Origin of the sequence: Pseudomonas retamae (assembly GCF_043496865.1) — a bacterium.
Taxonomy (GTDB): Bacteria; Pseudomonadota; Gammaproteobacteria; order Pseudomonadales; family Pseudomonadaceae; genus Aquipseudomonas; species Aquipseudomonas retamae.
Genome location: NZ_JBIEIL010000003.1, coordinates 148,494 through 168,332 on the forward strand (window position 1 = coordinate 148,494; position 19,839 = coordinate 168,332).

Sequence of the window (19,839 nt, forward strand, 5' to 3'; positions counted from 1 at the left end):
CGATCATCAGGAGCCGCCATGAACACCGCTGCCGCTGTTGCCGATTTTCGTACTTATCCGTTGATCAGCGCGCTGAGTGGCGTGCAGGGTCTGGCGGATCGCGTTGTCATCAAATGGGCCGACGGCCGCGTCAGCCCGTTTCACCATCTCTGGCTGCGGGACAACTGCCCTTGCCAGCAGTGCGTTTACAGCGTTACCCGCGAGCAGGTCTTCGAGATTGTCGATGCGTCTGACGAACTGCAACCGAGCGCCGCCTACGTTGACACCGAAGGCTGCCTGCGCATCGATTGGCAGGACGGCCACCTCAGCCGTTTCGATCCAGGCTGGTTGCGCGCCCATGCCTACGACGATGAGTCCCGCGCTGAACGACTCGCCGCGAAACCCAAGCCTTTTCTTTGGCACAGCGACCTGCAGTTGCCGGTGTTCGAATATTCAGCGCTGATGAACGACAACGCCGCCCTGCTGCAGTGGTTGCTCGCCGTGCGCGACATCGGCCTGACGCAGGTGCAAGGCGTGCCCACCGAGCCCGGTTCGCTGAAACTCATTGCCCAGCGGATCTCGTTTATCCGCGAAAGCAATTTCGGCGTGCTGTTCAACGTGCAATCCAAAGCCGACGCCGACAGCAACGCCTACACCGCTTTCAACTTGCCGCTGCACACCGACCTGCCCACCCGCGAGCTGCAACCGGGGCTGCAATTTCTGCATTGTCTGGTGAATGACGCTGAGGGCGGCGAAAGTATCTTTGTCGACGGCTTCGCGATTGCCGACACGTTGCGTCAGGAAGATCCGCCGCTGTTTCAGGCGCTGTGTGACATCCCCGTGGAGTTTCGCAACAAGGACCGTCACAGCGACTATCGCCGCCTGGCGCCGATCATTGCTCTGGATGCGCTGGGGCGGGTCGCGGAGATTCGCATGGCGAACTTCTTGCGCGGGGCATTTGAGACTTCAGTTGAGCAGATGCCGTTGCTGTATCGCGCCTATCGGCGGTTTATCGCCATGACCCGCGAGCCACGGTTTCGACTGATGCAGCGGCTCAATCCAGGTGAGCTGTGGTGCTTCGATAACCGGCGCACGTTGCATGCGCGCAATGCCTTTGATCCAGCGACCGGAGCGCGGCATTTTCAGGGCTGCTATGTCGACCGGGATGAGTTGTTGTCGCGGATACTGGTGTTGCAGCGCTAGTCCGCGTCATCGTTCTTCGCGAGCAGGCTCGCTCCCACCGGGATCACGCTGTACCTGTGGGAGCGAGCCTGCTCGCGAAGACGGTAGATCAGACAAACAACCAGTTCACAGACAAAAAAAACCCCGATCAAGCCGTGACTGGATCGGAGCTGAGGAGGGTACTGTCGAGGAGCTGCCAGGCGAGGGTGACCAAACCTTCGTGAAGCGAACTGAGGCCAGTGTGCCTAGTCGACAATGGCGTCGGTTAGCCGAAAACGACCTGTTCATAGTCGTCCCGGCCACTGCGACAAAACGCCCTTGCCGCCCCCGGTCGGGGCCACCAGAATCGAGCCAGACCTCCGTTGCCACAGAAGGATTTGCGTGATGATGTACGCCGATTTGATTGATCAGGAAGACCTGTTGGGCCAGCTCAAGGCGCTGGGTATCCAGGTGCCGAGCGGCACCACCGCCGAACAGGCCTGCGAGTGCGCGGTGCGCGGGCTGGACAACGTGCGCGCCTTTGAACTGCGCAAGATGGTCAAGGACATGTACACCAGCGGCGCGAGCATTCAGCCGGCGGTGCGTCAGGCGATCGACAAACAGTTGCTGCCCGCCCTCTCGGATTACCAACAGTCCCACAGCGCCTGAAAACCTATTCGCGAGCAGGCTCGCTCCCACCCTGGAATGCATTCCGACGGTGGGAGCGAGCCTGCTCGCGAAGAACGATAACTCGGTCTACAGCCTTACGCTGGCAAACGTCGATTCATTGCGCGCCTGACTCAACGCCGACATCGGCCCCGACAGCGGCGACATCACAATCGCCTGCGGCAGCGGCAGCATCGCCACTTGCTGGGTGGTGTTGGAGCCGACACGCTCGTCACGCGGCGGAATGCCGAAGTACTCGCGGTAGCACTTGGAGAAGTGCGGGGTCGAGACGAAACCACACACCGACGCCACTTCGATGATCGACATCGGCGTCTGCTTGAGCAGTTGCCGGGCGCGGATCAGCCGCAGCTTCAGGTAATAGCGCGACGGCGAGCAGTGCAGGTATTTCTGGAATAGTCGCTCCAGCTGCCGACGGGACACCGCGACATACACCGCCAGTTCATCCAGATCAATCGGCTCTTCCAGGTTGGCTTCCATCAGCGCGACGATTTCCTGCAGCTTCGGCTGGTTGGTGCCGAGCATGTGCTTGAGCGGCACGCGCTGGTGATCCTGTTCGTTACGGATGCGCTCGTAGACGAACATTTCCGAAATCGCCGCCGACAGCTCGCGGCCGTGATCACGACTGATCAGGTGCAGCATCATGTCCAGCGGCGCGGTGCCGCCAGAGCTGGTGAAACGGTTACGGTCGAGGGTGAACAGGCGTGTGCTCATCGCCACTCGCGGAAACGCTTCCTGCATCGCCGCCAGACATTCCCAGTGCACGCTGCAATCGAAGCCGTCGAGCAGGCCGGCGCAGGCCAGCGCCCAACTGCCGGTGCACACCGCGCCGAGGCGCTTGGACTGCCGCGCCTGGCTTTGCAGCCAGGACACATGTTCACGGGTCACGGTGCGTTGAATGCCGACGCCGCCGCAGACGATAACAATGTCCAGTGGCGGGGCTTTGTGCATGGACGCGTCGGGGGTGATTTGCAGACCATCACTGGCCCAGACCTGGCCGCCGTCGACGGTGAGGGTGCTCCAGCGATACAGCTCGCGACCGGACAACTGATTGGCCATGCGCAGCGGTTCAACTGCGGACGCCAGAGAAATCAGCGTGAAATTGTCCAGCAGCAGAAAGCCGATGGATTGAGGCGCACGGTTCTGGGGTTGGGCCCCGGAGTTGAACGACGTCATCGCGGTATCTCCTCACACAAAGCGGGTGATGGCCTCAGGCGGAGGCTCTTGTTATTGCCGACGTTCTCACGAGAGAAGCAGGCTTTGTTATGACAGAGCAATTGCCATGCCTAAAATTGGACGGCCATTCAATAACTCCTGAAAACGACCTGCCGACGTGTCTATTCGAGACCTGCGAACGCGGCATTTCGAAGTGCCATCAAGCGCCGACAGGGCCCTGCCCCGCTGTCTGTGAGCAGATCGGTAGCACTTGTGGGAACAGGGCTGCAGAGGTTTTGCAAAGAGTGTCACCGCAAGCACGGGCGATGGACGGTCGATTAGCGACTCGACGGTCACGACTGACAACCGCTCTTATCTGATTGCGACGCGCCAAAAGGTGGCGCGGTTGAATTGTGGTGTTCGTTTGCTGAGCAGTTTTGACTGGTCTGGCCCTTTCGCGAGCAGGCTCGCTCCCACAGTAGATCTCCAGTGAACACAAAATTTGTGAACTTAAGGTTCCAAGGTGGGAGCGAGCCTGCTCGCGAAGAATTCACCTCAATGTAACTGGCTCAACACTCAACTGCGCTGACCGCCAATCCACCGCGCGAAGTCTCTTTATATTTGTCATGCATATCCGCGCCAGTATCACGCATGGTGCGGATCACCCGGTCCAGCGAGATAAAGTGCTGGCCGTCGCCCCGCAACGCCATTTGCGCTGCGTTAATGGCTTTCACTGCCGCGATCGCATTGCGCTCAATGCACGGCACTTGCACCAGGCCGCCGACCGGGTCGCAGGTCAGGCCGAGGTTGTGCTCCAGACCAATTTCCGCCGCGTTGCACAATTGCTCAGGCGTGGCGCCGAGAATCTCCGCCAACCCCGCCGCAGCCATCGCGCAGGCCGAACCGACTTCACCCTGGCACCCGACTTCAGCACCAGAGATCGAAGCATTCTTTTTGCACAAGATTCCGACCGCCGCCGCACCGAGGAAGTAGTCGACGACATTGGCGTCCGTCACTGCTTCGCTGAACTTCATAAAGTAGTGCAACACCGCCGGGATAATCCCCGCCGCACCGTTGGTCGGCGCCGTGACCATACGCCCGCCGGCGGCGTTCTCTTCGTTGACCGCCAGGGCGAACAGATTCACCCATTCCATCGCGCTCAGCGTCGAGCCGATGACATTGGGCTTGTTCAGCTCCTGCAGACTGCGGTGCAACTTCGCCGCGCGCCGGCGCACATTCAAGCCGCCGGGCAGAATGCCTTCGTGCTTGAGGCCCTGCTCGACGCAATCCTGCATCGCCCGCCACAGCTTCATCAGCCCGGCGCGGATTTCTTCTTCACTGCGCCAGACCTTTTCGTTGGCCATCATCAGTTCGGCAACCCGCAGGTTGTGCTTCTTGCACAGTTCGAGCAGTTCGACCGCACTGGAGAAGTCGTAGGGCAATTCGGTGCGGTCGAGATCGACCACCCCGCTGTTGGCCTGTGCCTCATCAACAACAAAACCGCCGCCGACCGAATAGTAGGTGTCGCGATGCAATTCACCGTGATCGCCCTCGGCAACGAGGGTCATGGCATTGGGATGGAACGGCAGGTTTTCATCGATCAGGCGCATGTCGCGCGCCCAGACAAACGGCACCGCCAGGCGGCCATCCAATAAAAGCGTGTGAGTTTCGCGCAGTGCCTGAATACGCGGGCCGATTTGCGCCGGGTCAATGGCGTCCGGCCACTCGCCCATCAGGCCCATGACCACCGCGTTGTCGCTGCCATGGCCGATGCCGGTGGCCGACAGCGAACCGAACAGTTGCACCTCGATCCGGCGCACCTGCTCCAGCTGGTGCTTGTCGCGCAACGCCTCGACGAACAATGCCGCGGCGCGCATTGGCCCCACGGTGTGCGAACTGGAAGGGCCGATGCCGATTTTGAACAGGTCGAAAACGCTGATTGCCATTGCTGCAGAGCTCCTGAGAGTACCGGTCCGGGCGGCAAAAGCGCCCGCTGGCGGAGCTGCTACGCTCAAGCTGCGATCCGCCGAATGCCGGCATCATCGGGCTTTTGTCGGCGCGCACGGCGTCTGACACCGACGCACTCATGTCCAGCAGCGCCGTTACGTTTTCGCCCCGCAAATGCGCCGTTTTTATGCAGATCAGAAGGTCATCGAGGGCGGAAAAAAGCTGTAAGCGACGTCACCGACACTGGAAGCGACCATCCCTGTACTGGATACGACCCTCCCTGTAGGCGTCAGATTTTCACTGGTACATGATCGGGATGACTCGATTGCCAGGCGCTGCGGTAGAGCTGTCTTCAGAACGCCACCCAACCGCAACCCATAAGTGCGGTGGTCCACAGTCGGAACACTGCCAAAAAAAACACCAAGGAGTCCATCCATGAAAGGTTCCCCGTCGTTGTTGTTGGCCGCCCTGCTGAGTCTGCCGCTACTGGCGCAAGCCGCAGAACCGGCACAGTGCAGCCTCGTTAACTTCTCCGATGTCGGCTGGACCGACATCACCGCCACCACCGCTACCACTTCCGTTGTCCTCAACGCCCTCGGCTACAAGACCAAGACCACGATGATCTCCGTGCCCGTGACCTACAAGTCGCTGGCCGACGGCAAGAACATGGACGTGTTTCTCGGCAACTGGATGCCGACCATGGAAAACGACATCAAGCCGTATCGCGATGCCGGCACCGTGGACACCGTGCGCACCAACCTCAAGGGCGCCAAGTACACCCTCGCCGTACCGCAAGCCTTGTATGACAAAGGCCTGCATGACTTCGCCGACATTGCCAAATTCAAGAAAGAGCTCGACGGCAAGATCTACGGCATCGAGCCGGGCAACGACGGCAACAGGTTGATCCAGAGCATGATCGACAAAGACGCCTTCGGCTTGAAAACCGCCGGTTTCAAAATGGTCGAATCATCGGAAGCCGGCATGCTCTCGCAGGTCGACCGTGCGCAGAAGCGCGACACCGCGGTGGTGTTCCTCGGCTGGGCGCCGCACCCGATGAACAAGCGCTTCAAGATTCAATACCTGACCGGCGGCGATGATTTCTTCGGCCCCGACTTCGGTGCCGCCACCGTGGCCACCAACACCCGCAAGGGTTACGCCGAAGAATGCAGCAATGTCGGTCAGTTGCTGAAGAACCTGGAGTTCACCGTCGACATGGAAAGTGAACTGATGGGCAACATCCTCGACGACAAGATGAAGCCTGACGCGGCCGCCAAGGCCTGGCTGAAAAAGAATCCACAGGTGCTCGATACCTGGCTCGCTGGCGTGACCACCATTGACGGAAAACCAGGCCTGGAGGCCGTGAAAGCCAAGCTCGCGCCTTGATCCGAGGGGCATCGCTTATGCCGGGCAGGCGTGCCTGTCCGGGCTGTTAATTTCCTTGCATGCGGACGTTCACTACCATGCTGATTGATCAGAAAATACCTTTAGGCCAGTACATCGCGGGCTTCGTCGAATGGTTGACGCAACACGGCGCCAACACCTTCGACGCGATCGCCGTGACACTGGAAACGATGATCCACGGCGTGACGTTTGCGCTGACCTGGTTCAACCCACTGGTCTTGATTGGCTTGATCGCAATCATCGCCCATCTGATTCAACGCAAGTGGGGGCTGACCGCGTTCGTGGTCGCCTCGTTCCTGCTGATTCTCAATCTGGGATACTGGCAGGAAACCATGGAAACCCTCGCCCAGGTGCTGTTCGCCACCCTGGTCTGCGTGTTGATCGGCGTGCCGCTGGGCATCGTCGCCGCGCACAAACCGATGTTCTATACCATGATGCGGCCGGTGCTCGATCTGATGCAGACCGTACCGACCTTCGTTTACCTCATTCCTACCCTGACCCTCTTCGGGCTGGGTGTGGTTCCGGGCCTGATCTCCACGGTGGTCTTCGCCATCGCGGCGCCGATCCGCCTGACCTACCTGGGCATCCGCGATGTCCCGCAAGAACTGATGGACGCCGGCAAGGCCTTCGGCTGCTCGCGTCGCCAGCTACTCTCACGGATCGAACTGCCCCACGCCATGCCGAGCATCGCCGCCGGCATCACCCAGTGCATCATGCTGTCGCTGTCGATGGTGGTGATCGCGGCACTGGTCGGCGCCGACGGACTCGGCAAACCGGTGGTCAACGCACTGAACACTGCTGATATTGCGCTGGGCTTCGAAGCAGGCCTGGCAATCGTACTGCTGGCGATCATGCTCGACCGTATCTGCAAACAACCCGACGCCAAAGTAGGGGGTGACGCATGAGCATTATTCGCTTCGAAGACGTTGACGTAATCTTCTCGAAAGATCCGCGCGAGGCACTCAAGCTGCTCGACCAGGGCATGACCCGCAACGAGATCCTGAAGAAAACCGGGCAGATCGTTGGCGTGGAAAAAGCCACGCTGGACATCAACAAGGGCGAGATCTGCGTGCTGATGGGCCTGTCCGGTTCGGGCAAGTCGAGCCTGCTGCGCTGCATCAACGGCCTCAACACCGTGAGCCGCGGCAAGCTGTTCGTTGAGCATGAAAACCGCCAGATCGACATCGCCTCGTGCACCCCGGCGGAACTGAAAATGATGCGCACCAAACGCATCGCCATGGTCTTCCAGAAGTTCGCCCTGATGCCCTGGCTGACGGTGCGCGAAAACATCAGTTTCGGTCTGGAAATGCAGGGTCGACCGGAGAAGGAACGCAAGAAACTCGTCGACGAAAAACTCGAACTGGTCGGCCTGACCCAATGGCGTAACAAGAAACCGGACGAACTTTCCGGCGGCATGCAACAGCGCGTCGGCCTCGCCCGTGCGCTGGCGATGGACGCCGACATTCTGCTGATGGACGAACCGTTCTCGGCTCTCGACCCGCTGATCCGTCAGGGCCTGCAGGATGAACTGCTGGAGCTGCAACGCAAGCTGAGCAAGACCATCGTGTTTGTCAGCCACGACCTTGATGAAGCCCTGAAACTGGGTAGCCGCATCGCGATCATGAAGGACGGGCGGATCATTCAGTACAGCGTGCCGGAAGAAATCGTCCTTAACCCGGCGGATGACTATGTGCGCACCTTCGTCGCCCACACCAACCCGCTCAACGTGCTTTGCGGCCGCAGCCTGATGCGCACGCTGGACAAGTGCAAACGCATCAACGGCTCGGTGTGCCTCGACCCGGGCGGCGATTCGTGGCTGGACTTGGCCGAAGGCAACACCATCAAAGGCGCGCGGCAGAACGGTTCGGTGCTGAACCTGCAGAACTGGGCCCCAGGGCAAGCGGTGGAAGGCCTCGAGCGCAAGCCGACGCTGGTGGACTCCAACATCGGCATGCGCGATGCGCTGCAGATTCGTTATCAGACCGGCAACAAGCTGGTGCTGCACGATGACAATCATGTGGTGGGGATTCTGGGCGACAGCGAGTTGTATCACGCGTTGCTGGGCAAGAATCTGGGGTAAACCCTGCAGACACGAAAACGCCGCGAGACTATCGCGGCGTTTTTGTTTATCAGGATCCCTGATCGTTCCCACGCTCCGCGTGGGAATGCAGCCCGGGACGCTCCGCGTCCCACAACCGCGGACGCAGAGCATCCATTGATGCATTCCCACGCAGAGCGTGGGAACGATCAAAGCTACGCCGACCTGATGAACCGAGTCGAACTCAAGTCTTGAAAAGCCCCCGATCTGCTCCCTTTCCCCCTCTCCCTTGGGGAGAGGGCTGGGGTGAGGGGGCTTTTGACTTTAGCTGTACACCCGCCCCAACAACTGCCGATGACTCTCAAACTGATCCAGCACATCCCGGGTAATCTGCTCTGGCGTAAAGCCCATCAAGTCGTAATCCTGACTGCCGTTGTGCAGATACACCTCAGCCCGGTAATAACGCTGACGCGCTTCATCCGATTGCGCTGATTCAGTCGGAGTCGCCAGATAACCCTCCAGGCTCACCTCGTAAACGAAAGGATTGCCCTCTTCCATCTCGACCCGCACGCCCATGCAACGCTTGGCTTTACCTAACAGCGTCTGCACTTCTATACCCTGATTGCGCAATTGCGCCGCTGCATCTTCCAGCGCCGGTGTCACATGCTTGTCCATGAAACGCTGAACCACCGATTGGCTCGGTTGCAGATCCAGCTGGGTCAGCCGCTCGCTGAAACCACGACGCCCACGCTCGGCCAGTTGCGCCTGCTCCTGTTCGATCTGCACGTCCTGACGCATCGCCTTGTGCAGGCCGAACATGAAGCACACCAGCACCACCGAGAACGGCAAACCGGCCAGCACCACCATGGTTTGCATGGCCTCGAAGTTACCGGCGAACAACAAACCGATGGTCACCAGCGTAATCACCACCGACCAGAAAATCCGCAGCCAGTGCGGCGCATCTTCGTCGACGTTGCCGCCCTTACAGGAAAGATTCGCCATCATCACCGCGCCGGAGTCGGCCGGGGTCAGGAACAGCACGAAGCCGACGAAGATCGACACACCGATCACGACTTTCGACGCCGGGTAGTGCTCAAGCAATTGATAGATCGCCATCGACGGCTGTTCCAGCGCCGTCTTGCCCAGCTCCACCGCGCCTTGGTTCATCACCAGATCCAGTGCCGAGTTGCCGAAGATCGACAGCCACGCCAGGGTGAAACCCAGCGGAATCAGCAGTACGCCGGCAACCAGTTCACGCACGGTGCGACCACGGGAAATCCGCGCGATGAACATGCCCACGAATGGCGCCCAGGAAATCCACCAGGCCCAGTAGAACAGCGTCCACAGGCCCAGCCAGCGATCGGACTTGGCGTTGTCGCCTTCATAGACGTACAGGTCGAATGTCTTCAGCACCACGCCGTTCAGGTAATCACCGATGTTCTGCACGAAACCGTTGAGCAAGTGCAGCGTCGGGCCGAACAGCAGCACGAAGATCAGCAAACCGCTGAACAAAACAATGTTCAGATTGGACAGACGCCGGATGCCGTTTTCCACGCCGGACACGGCAGCGATGGTCGCCACGGTGCTCATGACGATGATCACGATCAGCAGGTTGGTGTTGCTGTGCTCCATGCCGAACAGATTTTCCAGACCCGACGACACTTGCAGCGAACCGATGCCCAGGTTGGTCACCAGACCCAGCAGCGTCACGAACATGCCGAAGCCGTCCACCGCGTGCCCTGCCGCGCCTTTGACCCAACGCTCGCCCACCAGCGGATACAGCGCCGAACGCAGCGCCAGCGGCTGATTATGCCGATAAGCAAAATACGCCACGGCCAGACCGACCAGTGCGTAGATCGCCCAGCCATGCAGGCCCCAATGCAGGAAGGTCAGCTGCACCGCCTGACGCGCCGCCAGATTACTGGCCGACGTGCCTTCCGGCGGATTGAAGTAGTGATCCAGTGGCTCGGACGCGCCGAAGTACAACAGCGAAATGCCGATACCCGACGAGAACAGCATCCCCGCCCAGGCGCCGTAACTGAAATCCGGGGTGTCGTCCTTGCTGCCCAGTTTGAGTTTGCCGTACGAGGAAAACGCCAGACCGACCACGAACACCAGGTACGCGGCGATCACCACCATGTAATACCAGCCGAAGCTGCGCGACAACCAGGCCTGAGCGATACCCAACACTCTGCCGGCCTCTTGCGGGGCGATGATCAGAATGGCGGTCAACAACAGAATCAACGCGGTCGAGGTGTAGAACACCCAACCGTTGACCGTCACCTTCTCGGGCGGGGTCTTTATTAGCGAGGCAGAACTCATGGCACAAATGCTCCAGGCAGTGCGAGAGAAGAACACAAGGCATCACGGAACCCGACCAATCGGTTAGTTGGCAGCCGACCGGCGGGTGATATAAAGACACTCCGAAAAAAGCCCGAACCTGCCGAAATGGCGTTGCGTATTCGCTTTCGTGGCCAGAGGTGACGGACGTTCATCCGAAACCTGGCCCCGAGCGTCTTGCCCTTTCAACACGTCCATCGAATCGCGAACCGCGCCATGCCCCACGCAGGTTTCGAGCCGTTTCAGGTGTCGGTTTTTATCGTCATCACACGTAGGAAAAAGCTGTAGGCAGCGACGAATTGTCGCAGATCTTATTCTTTGTTGATTGAACGTTCAATCAAAACAAAATAGACTGGCCCTCAATCCGATCGGCGTCATTCGCCCCTCGGAAGGCCTAAGGAGATGTGCAAGATGCCCAAGGTCGGTATGCAACCCATCCGCCGTCAACAACTGATCGAAGCCACGCTGCAAGCGGTCGATCAGGTCGGAATGGGGGACGCCAGCATTGCGCTGATCGCCCGTTTGGCCGGTGTCTCGAATGGCATCATCAGTCACTACTTTCAGGACAAGAACGGCCTGATCGCCGCCACGATGCGGTACCTGATGAGCGTCCTCAGCGAGAACGTCACCGCGCGCCGTCAGGCGCTGACAGATGACAGCCCACGGGCGCATCTGCAGGTGATCATCGAAGGCAACTTCGACGCCAGCCAGGTCAATGGCCCGGCAATGAAAACCTGGTTGGCCTTCTGGGCCACCAGCATGCACCAGCCGTCTTTGCACAGGTTGCAGCGGATCAACGATCACCGTCTGTATTCCAACCTGTGCTGCGAGTTCCGCCGGGTGTTGCCGCTCGAAGAAGCGCGCAATGCCGCGCGAGGCCTGGCAGCGTTGATTGACGGTTTGTGGTTGCGCGGCGCGCTGTCGGGAGACGCTTTCGACACGGCGCAGGCGCAACGGATCGCTTACGAATACATGGATTTCCAATTGGCCAAGCAGGCAGGTCAGAGCACACAGAAACCGCTCGACACCTGAACCCCACCGTAGCGTCATCGCGGTGGCCAAGGCCAACAACCAATGCACTTGCGAGGACACTATGGCCCGTTTCGAACTGCAAAAACTCTACATCGATGGCGCGTACACCGACGCTGGCAGCGATGCCACCTTCGAAGCCATCAACCCGGCGAACGGTGAAGTCCTCGCCCAAGTGCAACGCGCGACCAAGGAAGACGTCGAGCGCGCTGTGGTCAGCGCCGAAAAGGGTCAGAAAATCTGGGCCGCGATGACCGCCATGGAGCGTTCGCGCATCCTGCGTCGCGCCGTCGACATCCTGCGCGAGCGCAACGATGAACTGGCCGCACTGGAAACCCTGGACACCGGTAAATCCTTCTCCGAAACCAAGTACGTCGACATCGTCACCGGTGCCGACGTGCTGGAATACTACGCAGGCCTGGTGCCGGCCATCGAGGGCGAGCAGATCCCGCTGCGTGACACCTCTTTCGTCTACACCCGTCGCGAGCCGCTGGGCGTGGTCGCTGGTATCGGCGCGTGGAACTACCCGATCCAGATCGCTTTGTGGAAATCCGCTCCAGCCCTTGCGGCCGGTAACGCGATGATCTTCAAGCCAAGCGAAGTCACCTCGCTGACCACCCTGAAACTGGCCGAGATCTACACCGAAGCCGGCGTACCGAACGGCGTGTTCAACGTGCTGACCGGCAGCGGCCGCGAAGTCGGCACCTGGCTGACCGAGCACCCACGCATCGAGAAAATTTCCTTCACCGGCGGCACCGACACCGGCAAGAAGGTCATGGCCAGCGCTTCGGCTTCGTCGCTCAAAGACGTGACCATGGAACTGGGCGGCAAGTCGCCGCTGATCATCTGCGACGACGCCGACCTGGATCGCGCCGCCGACACCGCGATGATGGCCAACTTCTACAGCTCCGGTCAGGTTTGCACCAACGGCACCCGCGTGTTCGTACCGGCGCACCTGAAAGCCGCGTTCGAAGCCAAGATCGTCGAGCGCGTTGCGCGCATCCGCGTCGGCAACCCGGAAGACGAAAACACCAACTTCGGCCCGCTGGTCAGCTTCGCCCACATGGAAAGCGTGCTGGCGTACATCGAGAAAGGTAAGGAACAAGGCGCGCGCGTACTGTGCGGCGGCGGTCGTCTGACCGACGGCGAATTCGCCAAAGGCGCGTTCGTGGCACCGACCGTGTTCACCGATTGCACCGACGACATGACCATCGTCCGCGAAGAAATCTTCGGTCCGGTCATGGCGATCCTCTCCTACGAAACCGAAGAAGAAGTGATCCGCCGCGCCAACGACACCGACTTCGGCCTCGCCGCCGGTATCGTCACCCGCGACCTGAACCGCGCCCACCGCGTGATTCATCAACTCGAAGCCGGTATCTGCTGGATCAACGCCTGGGGCGAGTCCGACGCGAAAATGCCGGTTGGCGGTTACAAGCAGTCGGGCGTGGGCCGTGAGAACGGCATCAGCTCGCTGAACAACTTCACCCGCATCAAATCGGTACAGGTCGAGCTGGGCGATTACGTCTCGGTGTTCTAAGACCCGGGATTTGTCCTGCTCGCGAGGGCCTCTTCGCGAGCAGGCTCGCTCCCACAGGATTGGTGTCATGCACCAGATCTGTGGCATCCCCAATCCCCTGTGGGAGCGAGCCTGCTCGCGATTCGAGTGCGCAGCACTCGCCGAGGTCAGACCTGACCACTATCAAAGAGGGTGCATTCAATGTCCCAAGAATTCGATTACATCATCATCGGTGCCGGCTCGGCCGGTAACACACTGGCGACCCGTCTGACTGAAGACGCAGGCGTCACCGTTCTGCTGCTCGAAGCCGGTGGCCCCGACTACCGCCTCGACTTCCGCACGCAAATGCCGGCCGCGCTGGCGTTCCCGCTGCAGGGACGTCGCTACAACTGGGCCTACGAAACCGATCCAGAGCCACACATGGACGGTCGCCGGATGGAATGCGGTCGCGGCAAGGGCTTGGGCGGTTCGTCGCTGATCAACGGCATGTGCTACATCCGCGGCAACGCCATGGACTACGACGGCTGGGCGAAACTGCCGGGCCTGGAAGACTGGTCGTACCTCGATTGCCTGCCGTACTTCCGCAAGGCGGAAACCCGTGACATTGGCCCGAACGATTACCACGGTGGCGACGGCCCGGTCAGCGTGACCACGCCGAAAGCCGGCAACAACCCGCTGTTCCACGCCATGGTTGAAGCGGGCGTGCAGGCCGGTTACCCGCGCACCGAGGACCTCAACGGTTACCAGCAGGAAGGCTTCGGCCCGATGGACCGCACCGTGACGCCGAATGGCCGTCGTGCTTCCACCGCCCGTGGTTACCTCGACGTCGCCAAAAAGCGCTCGACCCTGACCATCGTCACTCACGCCCTGACCGACAAGATTCTGTTTGAAGGCAAGCGTGCGGTCGGCGTGCGTTACCTGATCGGTGACGCTGAAGAACGTGTTGAAGCCAAGGCGCGCAAGGAAGTCCTGCTGTGCTCCGGCGCCATCGCTTCGCCGCAGATTCTGCAGCGCTCCGGTGTCGGCCCGGCGAAACTGCTGGAAAGCCTCGACATTCCGGTGGTCCACGACCTGCCGGGCGTCGGTGAAAACCTTCAGGATCACCTCGAGCTGTACCTGCAATACGCCTGCACCCAACCGGTCTCGCTGTACCCGTCGCTGCTCTGGTACAACCAGCCAGCCATCGGTGCCGAGTGGCTGTTCAACGGCACCGGCATCGGCGCCAGCAACCAGTTCGAGGCCGGCGGTTTCATTCGTTCGCGTCCGGAATTCGAATGGCCGAACATTCAGTACCACTTCCTGCCGGTGGCGATTAACTACAACGGCAGCAACGGTGTCAAAGAACACGGTTTCCAGGCGCACATGGGTTCCATGCGTTCGCCGAGCCGGGGCCGCATCCAGGTCAAATCCAAGGACCCGCGCCAGCACCCGAGCATCCTGTTCAACTACATGGCCACCGACCAGGACTGGCAGGAATTCCGCGACGGCATCCGCCTGACCCGGGAAATCATGCAGCAGCCGGCACTGGATGCGTTCCGGGGTCGCGAAATCAGCCCGGGCATCGACGTGCAAACCGATGAGCAACTGGACAAGTTCATTCGCGAACACGCCGAAACCGCGTTCCACCCGTCCTGCTCGTGCAAGATGGGCACGGACGAGATGGCCGTGGTCGATGGCGAAGGTCGCGTGCACGGCATGCAGAGCCTGCGTGTGGTCGACGCCTCGATCATGCCGATCATCACCACCGGCAACCTCAACGCACCGACGATCATGATGGCCGAGAAAATCGCCGACAGGATCCGCGGCCGCAAGCCACTGCCGCGCAGCAATGCTGCTTACTACGTGGCCAATGGTGCGCCGGTCAAAGGCAAGCCGATGCGTGATATCACCCCAGCTGCTCAGTAAGACGTCGTACCGAGGCGCGGCCTTCGCGAGCAGGCTCGCTCCCACAGAGGATTTGTGAACGACACAGATCCAAGGTGGGAGCGAGCCTGCTCGCGAAGGGGCCCTCAGATTCAGCGCAAATCTCCCCGCTGCATAGTAAAACCTCCTACATCCCCTCTTCACTTGATCCTACCCCCACGCAGGCCTACTCTAGACCTCGCGCAACCGTTTCACCCCTCCCCGCCGTTGCTGTGCCGCTTGCCCCTACAAGGAGGTTTCCGAATGTTCGATTTCCACCCCCAGCTCAAGCAGCGCTTCGCTGCCTTGCGCACGGGCGCCGAGTTTTTTTCCCTGCGCTATGTCCGCGAGTCCGGGCAGTACCTGTCGGTGCGCAAGAACGTCGCCGAACCGCCGAGCCTGAGCCGCGATGAGGGGGCGATGCTCACCGTGCGCGTCAACGGCGTCGAAGCTTATGCCGCGACCAACGACCTTTCGCAGCAAGGCCTGCAAACCGCGCTCGGGCGCGCCGAACAGCAAGCCCGCCGGCTCAAGCCGCACGCTTTGCTCGACCTGCGCGATCAGCCGTTGAGCAGCGATCGGGCTGACTATTTTTCGCCCAACCTCGAACAACCCTTCCCGTCGCTGAGCGAATGCTATGAATTGCTCGGCGCGGAATCTGCCTCGGTGCCCAAGGATGAGCGCCTGGTGAACTGGCAAGTGAGCATCGGCATTACCCACGTCGAGCAGATCTACCTGAGCAGCGCCGGCGCCGAATTGCGCCAGGCCCAGCGCTTCGTGTACCCGAGCCTCGACGTCACCGCCTACGACGGCAATGACAGCCAGACCCGCAGCCTCGGCCGCGAGAATTTCGGCCAGCAGGGCGGCGCCGATGTCATCAGCCGCTGCGGCCTGGTCGGCGCCGGCCCGCAAGTCGCCGATCAGGCACTGCAATTGCTGCTCGCACCGAACACCCCGCAAGGCCCGCGCGATCTGCTGTTGATGCCCGATCAGATGATGCTGCAAATCCACGAATCGATCGGCCACCCGCTGGAACTTGACCGGATCCTCGGCGACGAGCGCAATTACGCCGGCACCAGTTTCGTCAAGACCAGCGACTTCGGCAGCCTGCAATACGGTTCGAAGCTGCTCAACGTGACCTTCGATCCGGGCATTCCCGAAGAACTCGCCAGTTACGGGCATGACGACGACGGCAGTCAGGCGAGCAAACAATTCCTGATCCGCGACGGCCTGTTGCTGCGCCCATTGGGCGGCGCGCTGTCGCAGTACCGCGCCGGTCTCGACGGCGTCGCCAACAGCCGCGCCTGCAGCTGGAACCGCGCGCCGATCGACCGCATGGCCAACCTCAATATCGAGCCGGGCGACCAGCCGCTGAGCCAGCTCATCGAAGGCATCGAGCACGGCATTCTGATGAGTACCAACCGCTCATGGTCGATTGACGATGCGCGCAACAAATTCCAGTTCGGTTGCGAATGGGGCCAGTTGATCGAGAACGGTGAACTTAAAGGCGTGGTGAAAAATCCCAACTACCGGGCGATTTCCGCGCACTTCTGGAAAAGCCTGCGCGCCGTGGGCAACGCCGACACCGTCAAGGTGCTCGGTACGCCGAACTGCGGCAAGGGCGAACCGAACCAGGTGATCCGCGTCGGCCACGCTTCGCCGGCCTGCGTGTTCAGCAATATTGATGTGTTTGGGGGAGACGCCTGATGAGCACTTCGAAGAATCCGTCCGACGCCTTCAAGGTCATGGTCGATTGGCTGCGCGACAGCGTGCGCGAGCCGGAACAGTTCACCCTCAGCTACGCCGCCGAAGCCTCGGCGTTCGTGCGCTTCAATCACGCTAAGGTGCGTCAGGCCGGGCAAGTGCAACAGGCCAACATCGTCCTGAAGCTGATCAATGACGGTCGCCACGCCGACTTGCAAGTGACTCTGTCAGGTGATCAGGAAGGCGATCTGCGCAGGCTCGGCGAAGGTCTGCAACAATTGCGCGAAACCCTGCCGCTGCTGCCGCAGGACCCGTACCTGCTGCTTAACCACAACGGCTGGCAGAGCAAGAATGTGCAAGACCATCCGCTGCCGGACACCGAGCAGGTTGTGGATGAAATCTGTGCTGCCGCCGAAGGTCTGGACCTGGTCGGTTTCTACGCCGCCGGGCCGATCAGCCGTGGCTTCGCCAGCTCAGCGGGGGCGTTCGGCTGGCATCAGGCGAACAGCTTCAATTTCGATTTCAGCCTGTTCCATGACAACGGCGAAGCGGTGAAGGCCAGCTACGCCGGGCACGACTGGAGCAGCGAAGGTTTCGCCAAACGCTTCGCTCAGGCGCGCGAGCAGCTTGAGTTTCTCGGTCGACCGTTACGCACGTTGGCACCGGGACAGTACCGCGCCTACCTGGCACCGGCGGCGCTGGAAGAAATCATGGGCATGCTCAGTTGGGGCGGGTTTTCGGCACAGTCGATTGCGAGCAAAAGCAGCCCGCTGCAGAAGTTGTATGTAGGCGATCAAACGTTCAGCCCACTGGTGTCGCTGGACGAGAAAGTCAGCACTTCGCTGAGCCCGGCGTTTTCCGGTGAAGGTTATCCGCGCAGCGATTTGCGCCTGATTGTCGAGGGCAAGGCTGGCGATCAACTGGTCGGCTCGCGCAGTGCCGCCGAATATGGCCTGGCGGCGAACGGCGCGGGCGGCGGTGAAATGCCCAGTGCGTTGAACATGGCCGCCGGTGACTTGTCGCAGGAACAGATCCTCCAGCAGTTGGGCACCGGGCTGTACATCAGCAACCTGTGGTACCTGAACTACTCGGATCAACCCGCCGCGCGCATGACCGGCATGACCCGTTTCGCGACCTTCTGGGTCGAGAACGGCGAGATCCAGGCACCGGTCAGCACCATGCGTTTCGACGACAGCGCCTACAACCTGCTCGGCTCGCAGCTGGAAGCGTTGACCGTCGAGCGTGAGTTGCTGCTGTCGGCGAGCACTTATAGCCAGCGCAACACCTCGTCATCGCTGCTACCGGGGGCGCTGGTCAGCCGACTGACCCTGACCCTCTGACACCGCAACCCCGCAACACCGCAACACCTGTGGGAGCGAGCCTGCTCGCGAAGAGGCCAGATCAGGCAACATTGATGTCGACTGTGCTGACGCTTTCGCGAGCAGGCTCGCTCCCACACTGACCGCGCTCGACCTTGAATATGCACTGACCACACGAGGTTCCATGCCCAACCGCCCGCCTCTCGACGCCATCACTGCCCGCTGGTTGCCGTGGGTCGTCGCCATTGCGTTTTTCATGCAGTCCCTCGACGGGACCATCCTCAATACCGCCCTGCCGGCAATGGCCCGCGACCTGGCCGAAGACCCGTTGCGCATGCAGGGCGTGATCATTGCCTACATGCTCACCGTGGCCTTGCTGATCCCGGCCTCGGGGTGGATCGCCGACCGTTTCGGCACCAAGAAAATCTTCTTCGGGGCGATTCTGCTGTTCAGTTTCGGCTCGCTGCTCTGCGCCTTGTCGAGCAGCCTGAGCATGCTGATTGGTGCGCGGGTGATCCAGGGCCTTGGCGGTGCGCTGATGCTACCGGTCGGGCGGCTGGTGGTACTGCGCGCCTACCCGCGCTCGGAGCTGGTGCGGATCATGGGCTTCATCACCATTCCCGGATTGCTCGGCCCCTTGATCGGCCCGACCATGGGCGGCTGGATGGTCGAGTACCTGACGTGGCACTGGATCTTCCTGATCAACCTGCCGGTCGGGTTGATCGGTTGCTACGCCGTTTGGAAGTTCATCCCCGATCTACGCGGCAGCGAACGCACGCGCTTCGACAGCCTGGGGTTTTTGCTGTTCGGCGCGGCGATGATCCTTATCACCATCGCCATGGAGGGTCTGGGCGAACTGCACCTGCCGCACCTGCGGGTGATGTTGCTGCTGTTCGCCGGCATGGCCTGTCTGGCAGCGTACTGGTTACGCGCCGGACACATCGACAATCCCTTGTTCGCACCGTCGCTGTTCAAGACCCGCACCTTTGCCGTCGGCATTCTCGGCAACCTGTTCGCCCGTCTGGGCAGCGGCGCCCTGCCGTTTCTGGTGCCGTTGCTGCTGCAAGTGGCGCTGGGTTATTCGCCCTCGCAAGCGGGGATGAGCATGCTGCCGCTGGCGGCGGCGGCGATGGTCGCCAAGTGGGTGGCGCGGCCGCTGATCGAGCGCCTCGGTTATCGCATCGTGCTGACCGGCAACACCCTGGCGCTGGGGATCATGCTGGCGAGCATGGCACTGGTCAGCGAACAGACGCCGTACTGGCTGCTGCTGTGCCTGCTGGCGGTGCTCGGCGCGATCAACTCGTTGCAGTTCACGGCGATGAACACGGTGACGCTGATTGACCTCGACGACGCCAGCGCCAGCAGCGGCAACAGCCTGTTGTCGGTGGTCGCGCAGTTGTCGTTGAGCCTCGGCGTGGCCTGCGCCGGTGCGCTGCTCGGCGGCTTTACCGCGCAGATCGGCAACGACGGCGTGGACACCGTGCTCGGTGCGTTCCAGTTGACCTTCGTCACGGTTGGCGTAATGGCGATGCTCGCCGCGACGATTTTCTCGCAGCTGTCGAAGGAAGACGGCCGCCGGCCAAAACGTCCGGAACAGCACATCGAACATTGATCGCTGTTCGTCCAGAACTTTCGAAGAAAGTGGCACGGGGCTGCTACACTGC

General features: G+C 61.0%; 14 protein-coding genes. 11 read left to right on the forward strand and 3 right to left on the reverse strand.

Annotated elements, in window-relative coordinates; translation table 11 throughout:
- The first annotated feature begins 18 nt into the window (after positions 1-18).
- Together ACGSLL_RS05825 and ACGSLL_RS05830 are read left to right on the forward strand one after the other, a co-directional pair.
- Positions 19-1,182, forward strand: a complete 1,164-nt coding sequence (locus ACGSLL_RS05825) for a gamma-butyrobetaine dioxygenase (RefSeq protein WP_394504031.1) — start codon at positions 19-21, stop codon at positions 1,180-1,182.
- 363 nt (positions 1,183-1,545) lie between these two features.
- A complete protein-coding gene (locus ACGSLL_RS05830; RefSeq protein WP_016772808.1) occupies positions 1,546-1,809 on the forward strand; it encodes a hypothetical protein in 264 nt (87 codons plus the stop codon).
- An 87-nt stretch (positions 1,810-1,896) separates the two neighbouring features.
- Here ACGSLL_RS05830 and gbdR read toward each other — a convergent pair whose 3' ends face one another.
- Both gbdR and ACGSLL_RS05840 read right to left on the reverse strand, forming a co-directional pair.
- The gene (gene gbdR / locus ACGSLL_RS05835; protein WP_090287006.1) at positions 1,897-3,000 is read right to left on the reverse strand and encodes a choline metabolism transcriptional regulator GbdR; all 1,104 of its coding nucleotides are present in this window, start codon (positions 2,998-3,000) and stop codon (positions 1,897-1,899) included.
- Between the two features lie 548 nt (positions 3,001-3,548).
- The gene (locus tag ACGSLL_RS05840) at positions 3,549-4,925 is read right to left on the reverse strand and encodes an L-serine ammonia-lyase (protein ID WP_394504034.1); all 1,377 of its coding nucleotides are present in this window, start codon (positions 4,923-4,925) and stop codon (positions 3,549-3,551) included.
- Between the two features lie 436 nt (positions 4,926-5,361).
- Here ACGSLL_RS05840 and ACGSLL_RS05845 point away from each other — a divergent pair, with 436 nt between their 5' ends.
- The 3 genes from ACGSLL_RS05845 (at position 5,362) to choV (ending at position 8,407) form a co-directional block, all read left to right on the forward strand.
- Positions 5,362-6,309, forward strand: a complete 948-nt coding sequence (locus ACGSLL_RS05845) for a choline ABC transporter substrate-binding protein (RefSeq protein ID WP_090287010.1) — start codon at positions 5,362-5,364, stop codon at positions 6,307-6,309.
- A 77-nt stretch (positions 6,310-6,386) separates the two neighbouring features.
- The gene (choW, locus tag ACGSLL_RS05850; RefSeq protein ID WP_016772805.1) at positions 6,387-7,232 is read left to right on the forward strand and encodes a choline ABC transporter permease subunit; all 846 of its coding nucleotides are present in this window, start codon (positions 6,387-6,389) and stop codon (positions 7,230-7,232) included.
- Positions 7,229-8,407: a choline ABC transporter ATP-binding protein gene (gene choV, locus ACGSLL_RS05855; protein WP_034153601.1), complete on the forward strand. Its 1,179-nt coding sequence runs from the start codon at positions 7,229-7,231 to the stop codon at positions 8,405-8,407. Before choW ends, choV begins: the two co-directional genes overlap by 4 nt.
- 282 nt (positions 8,408-8,689) lie before the next feature.
- Here choV and betT read toward each other — a convergent pair whose 3' ends face one another.
- Positions 8,690-10,687, reverse strand: a complete 1,998-nt coding sequence (gene betT, locus ACGSLL_RS05860) for a choline BCCT transporter BetT (protein ID WP_394504038.1) — start codon at positions 10,685-10,687, stop codon at positions 8,690-8,692.
- A 429-nt stretch (positions 10,688-11,116) separates the two neighbouring features.
- On the opposite strand from betT, the gene betI reads away from it, so the two are divergent.
- From betI to mdtD, 6 genes are all read left to right on the forward strand, one after another.
- Complete coding sequence (betI, locus tag ACGSLL_RS05865) at positions 11,117-11,737, forward strand: transcriptional regulator BetI (protein ID WP_394504040.1); 621 nt, start codon at positions 11,117-11,119, stop codon at positions 11,735-11,737.
- Positions 11,738-11,798: 61 nt separating this feature from the next.
- Positions 11,799-13,271 carry a betaine-aldehyde dehydrogenase gene (gene betB / locus ACGSLL_RS05870; RefSeq protein ID WP_093097563.1) on the forward strand — a complete coding sequence of 491 codons (1,473 nt, stop codon included), beginning with the start codon at positions 11,799-11,801 and terminating at the stop codon, positions 13,269-13,271.
- Between the two features lie 180 nt (positions 13,272-13,451).
- A complete protein-coding gene (gene betA, locus ACGSLL_RS05875) occupies positions 13,452-15,155 on the forward strand; it encodes a choline dehydrogenase (RefSeq protein WP_394504043.1) in 1,704 nt (567 codons plus the stop codon).
- A gap of 261 nt (positions 15,156-15,416) precedes the next feature.
- A complete protein-coding gene (locus ACGSLL_RS05880) occupies positions 15,417-16,859 on the forward strand; it encodes a TldD/PmbA family protein (RefSeq protein ID WP_394504045.1) in 1,443 nt (480 codons plus the stop codon).
- Positions 16,859-18,196 (forward strand): TldD/PmbA family protein, encoded by a 1,338-nt coding sequence (locus tag ACGSLL_RS05885; protein ID WP_394504047.1) that lies wholly within the window; start codon positions 16,859-16,861, stop codon positions 18,194-18,196. The genes ACGSLL_RS05880 and ACGSLL_RS05885 overlap by 1 nt, the downstream gene beginning before the upstream one ends.
- Positions 18,197-18,359: 163 nt before the next feature.
- The gene (mdtD, locus tag ACGSLL_RS05890; RefSeq protein WP_090287025.1) at positions 18,360-19,787 is read left to right on the forward strand and encodes a multidrug transporter subunit MdtD; all 1,428 of its coding nucleotides are present in this window, start codon (positions 18,360-18,362) and stop codon (positions 19,785-19,787) included.
- Positions 19,788-19,839 lie beyond the last annotated feature (52 nt).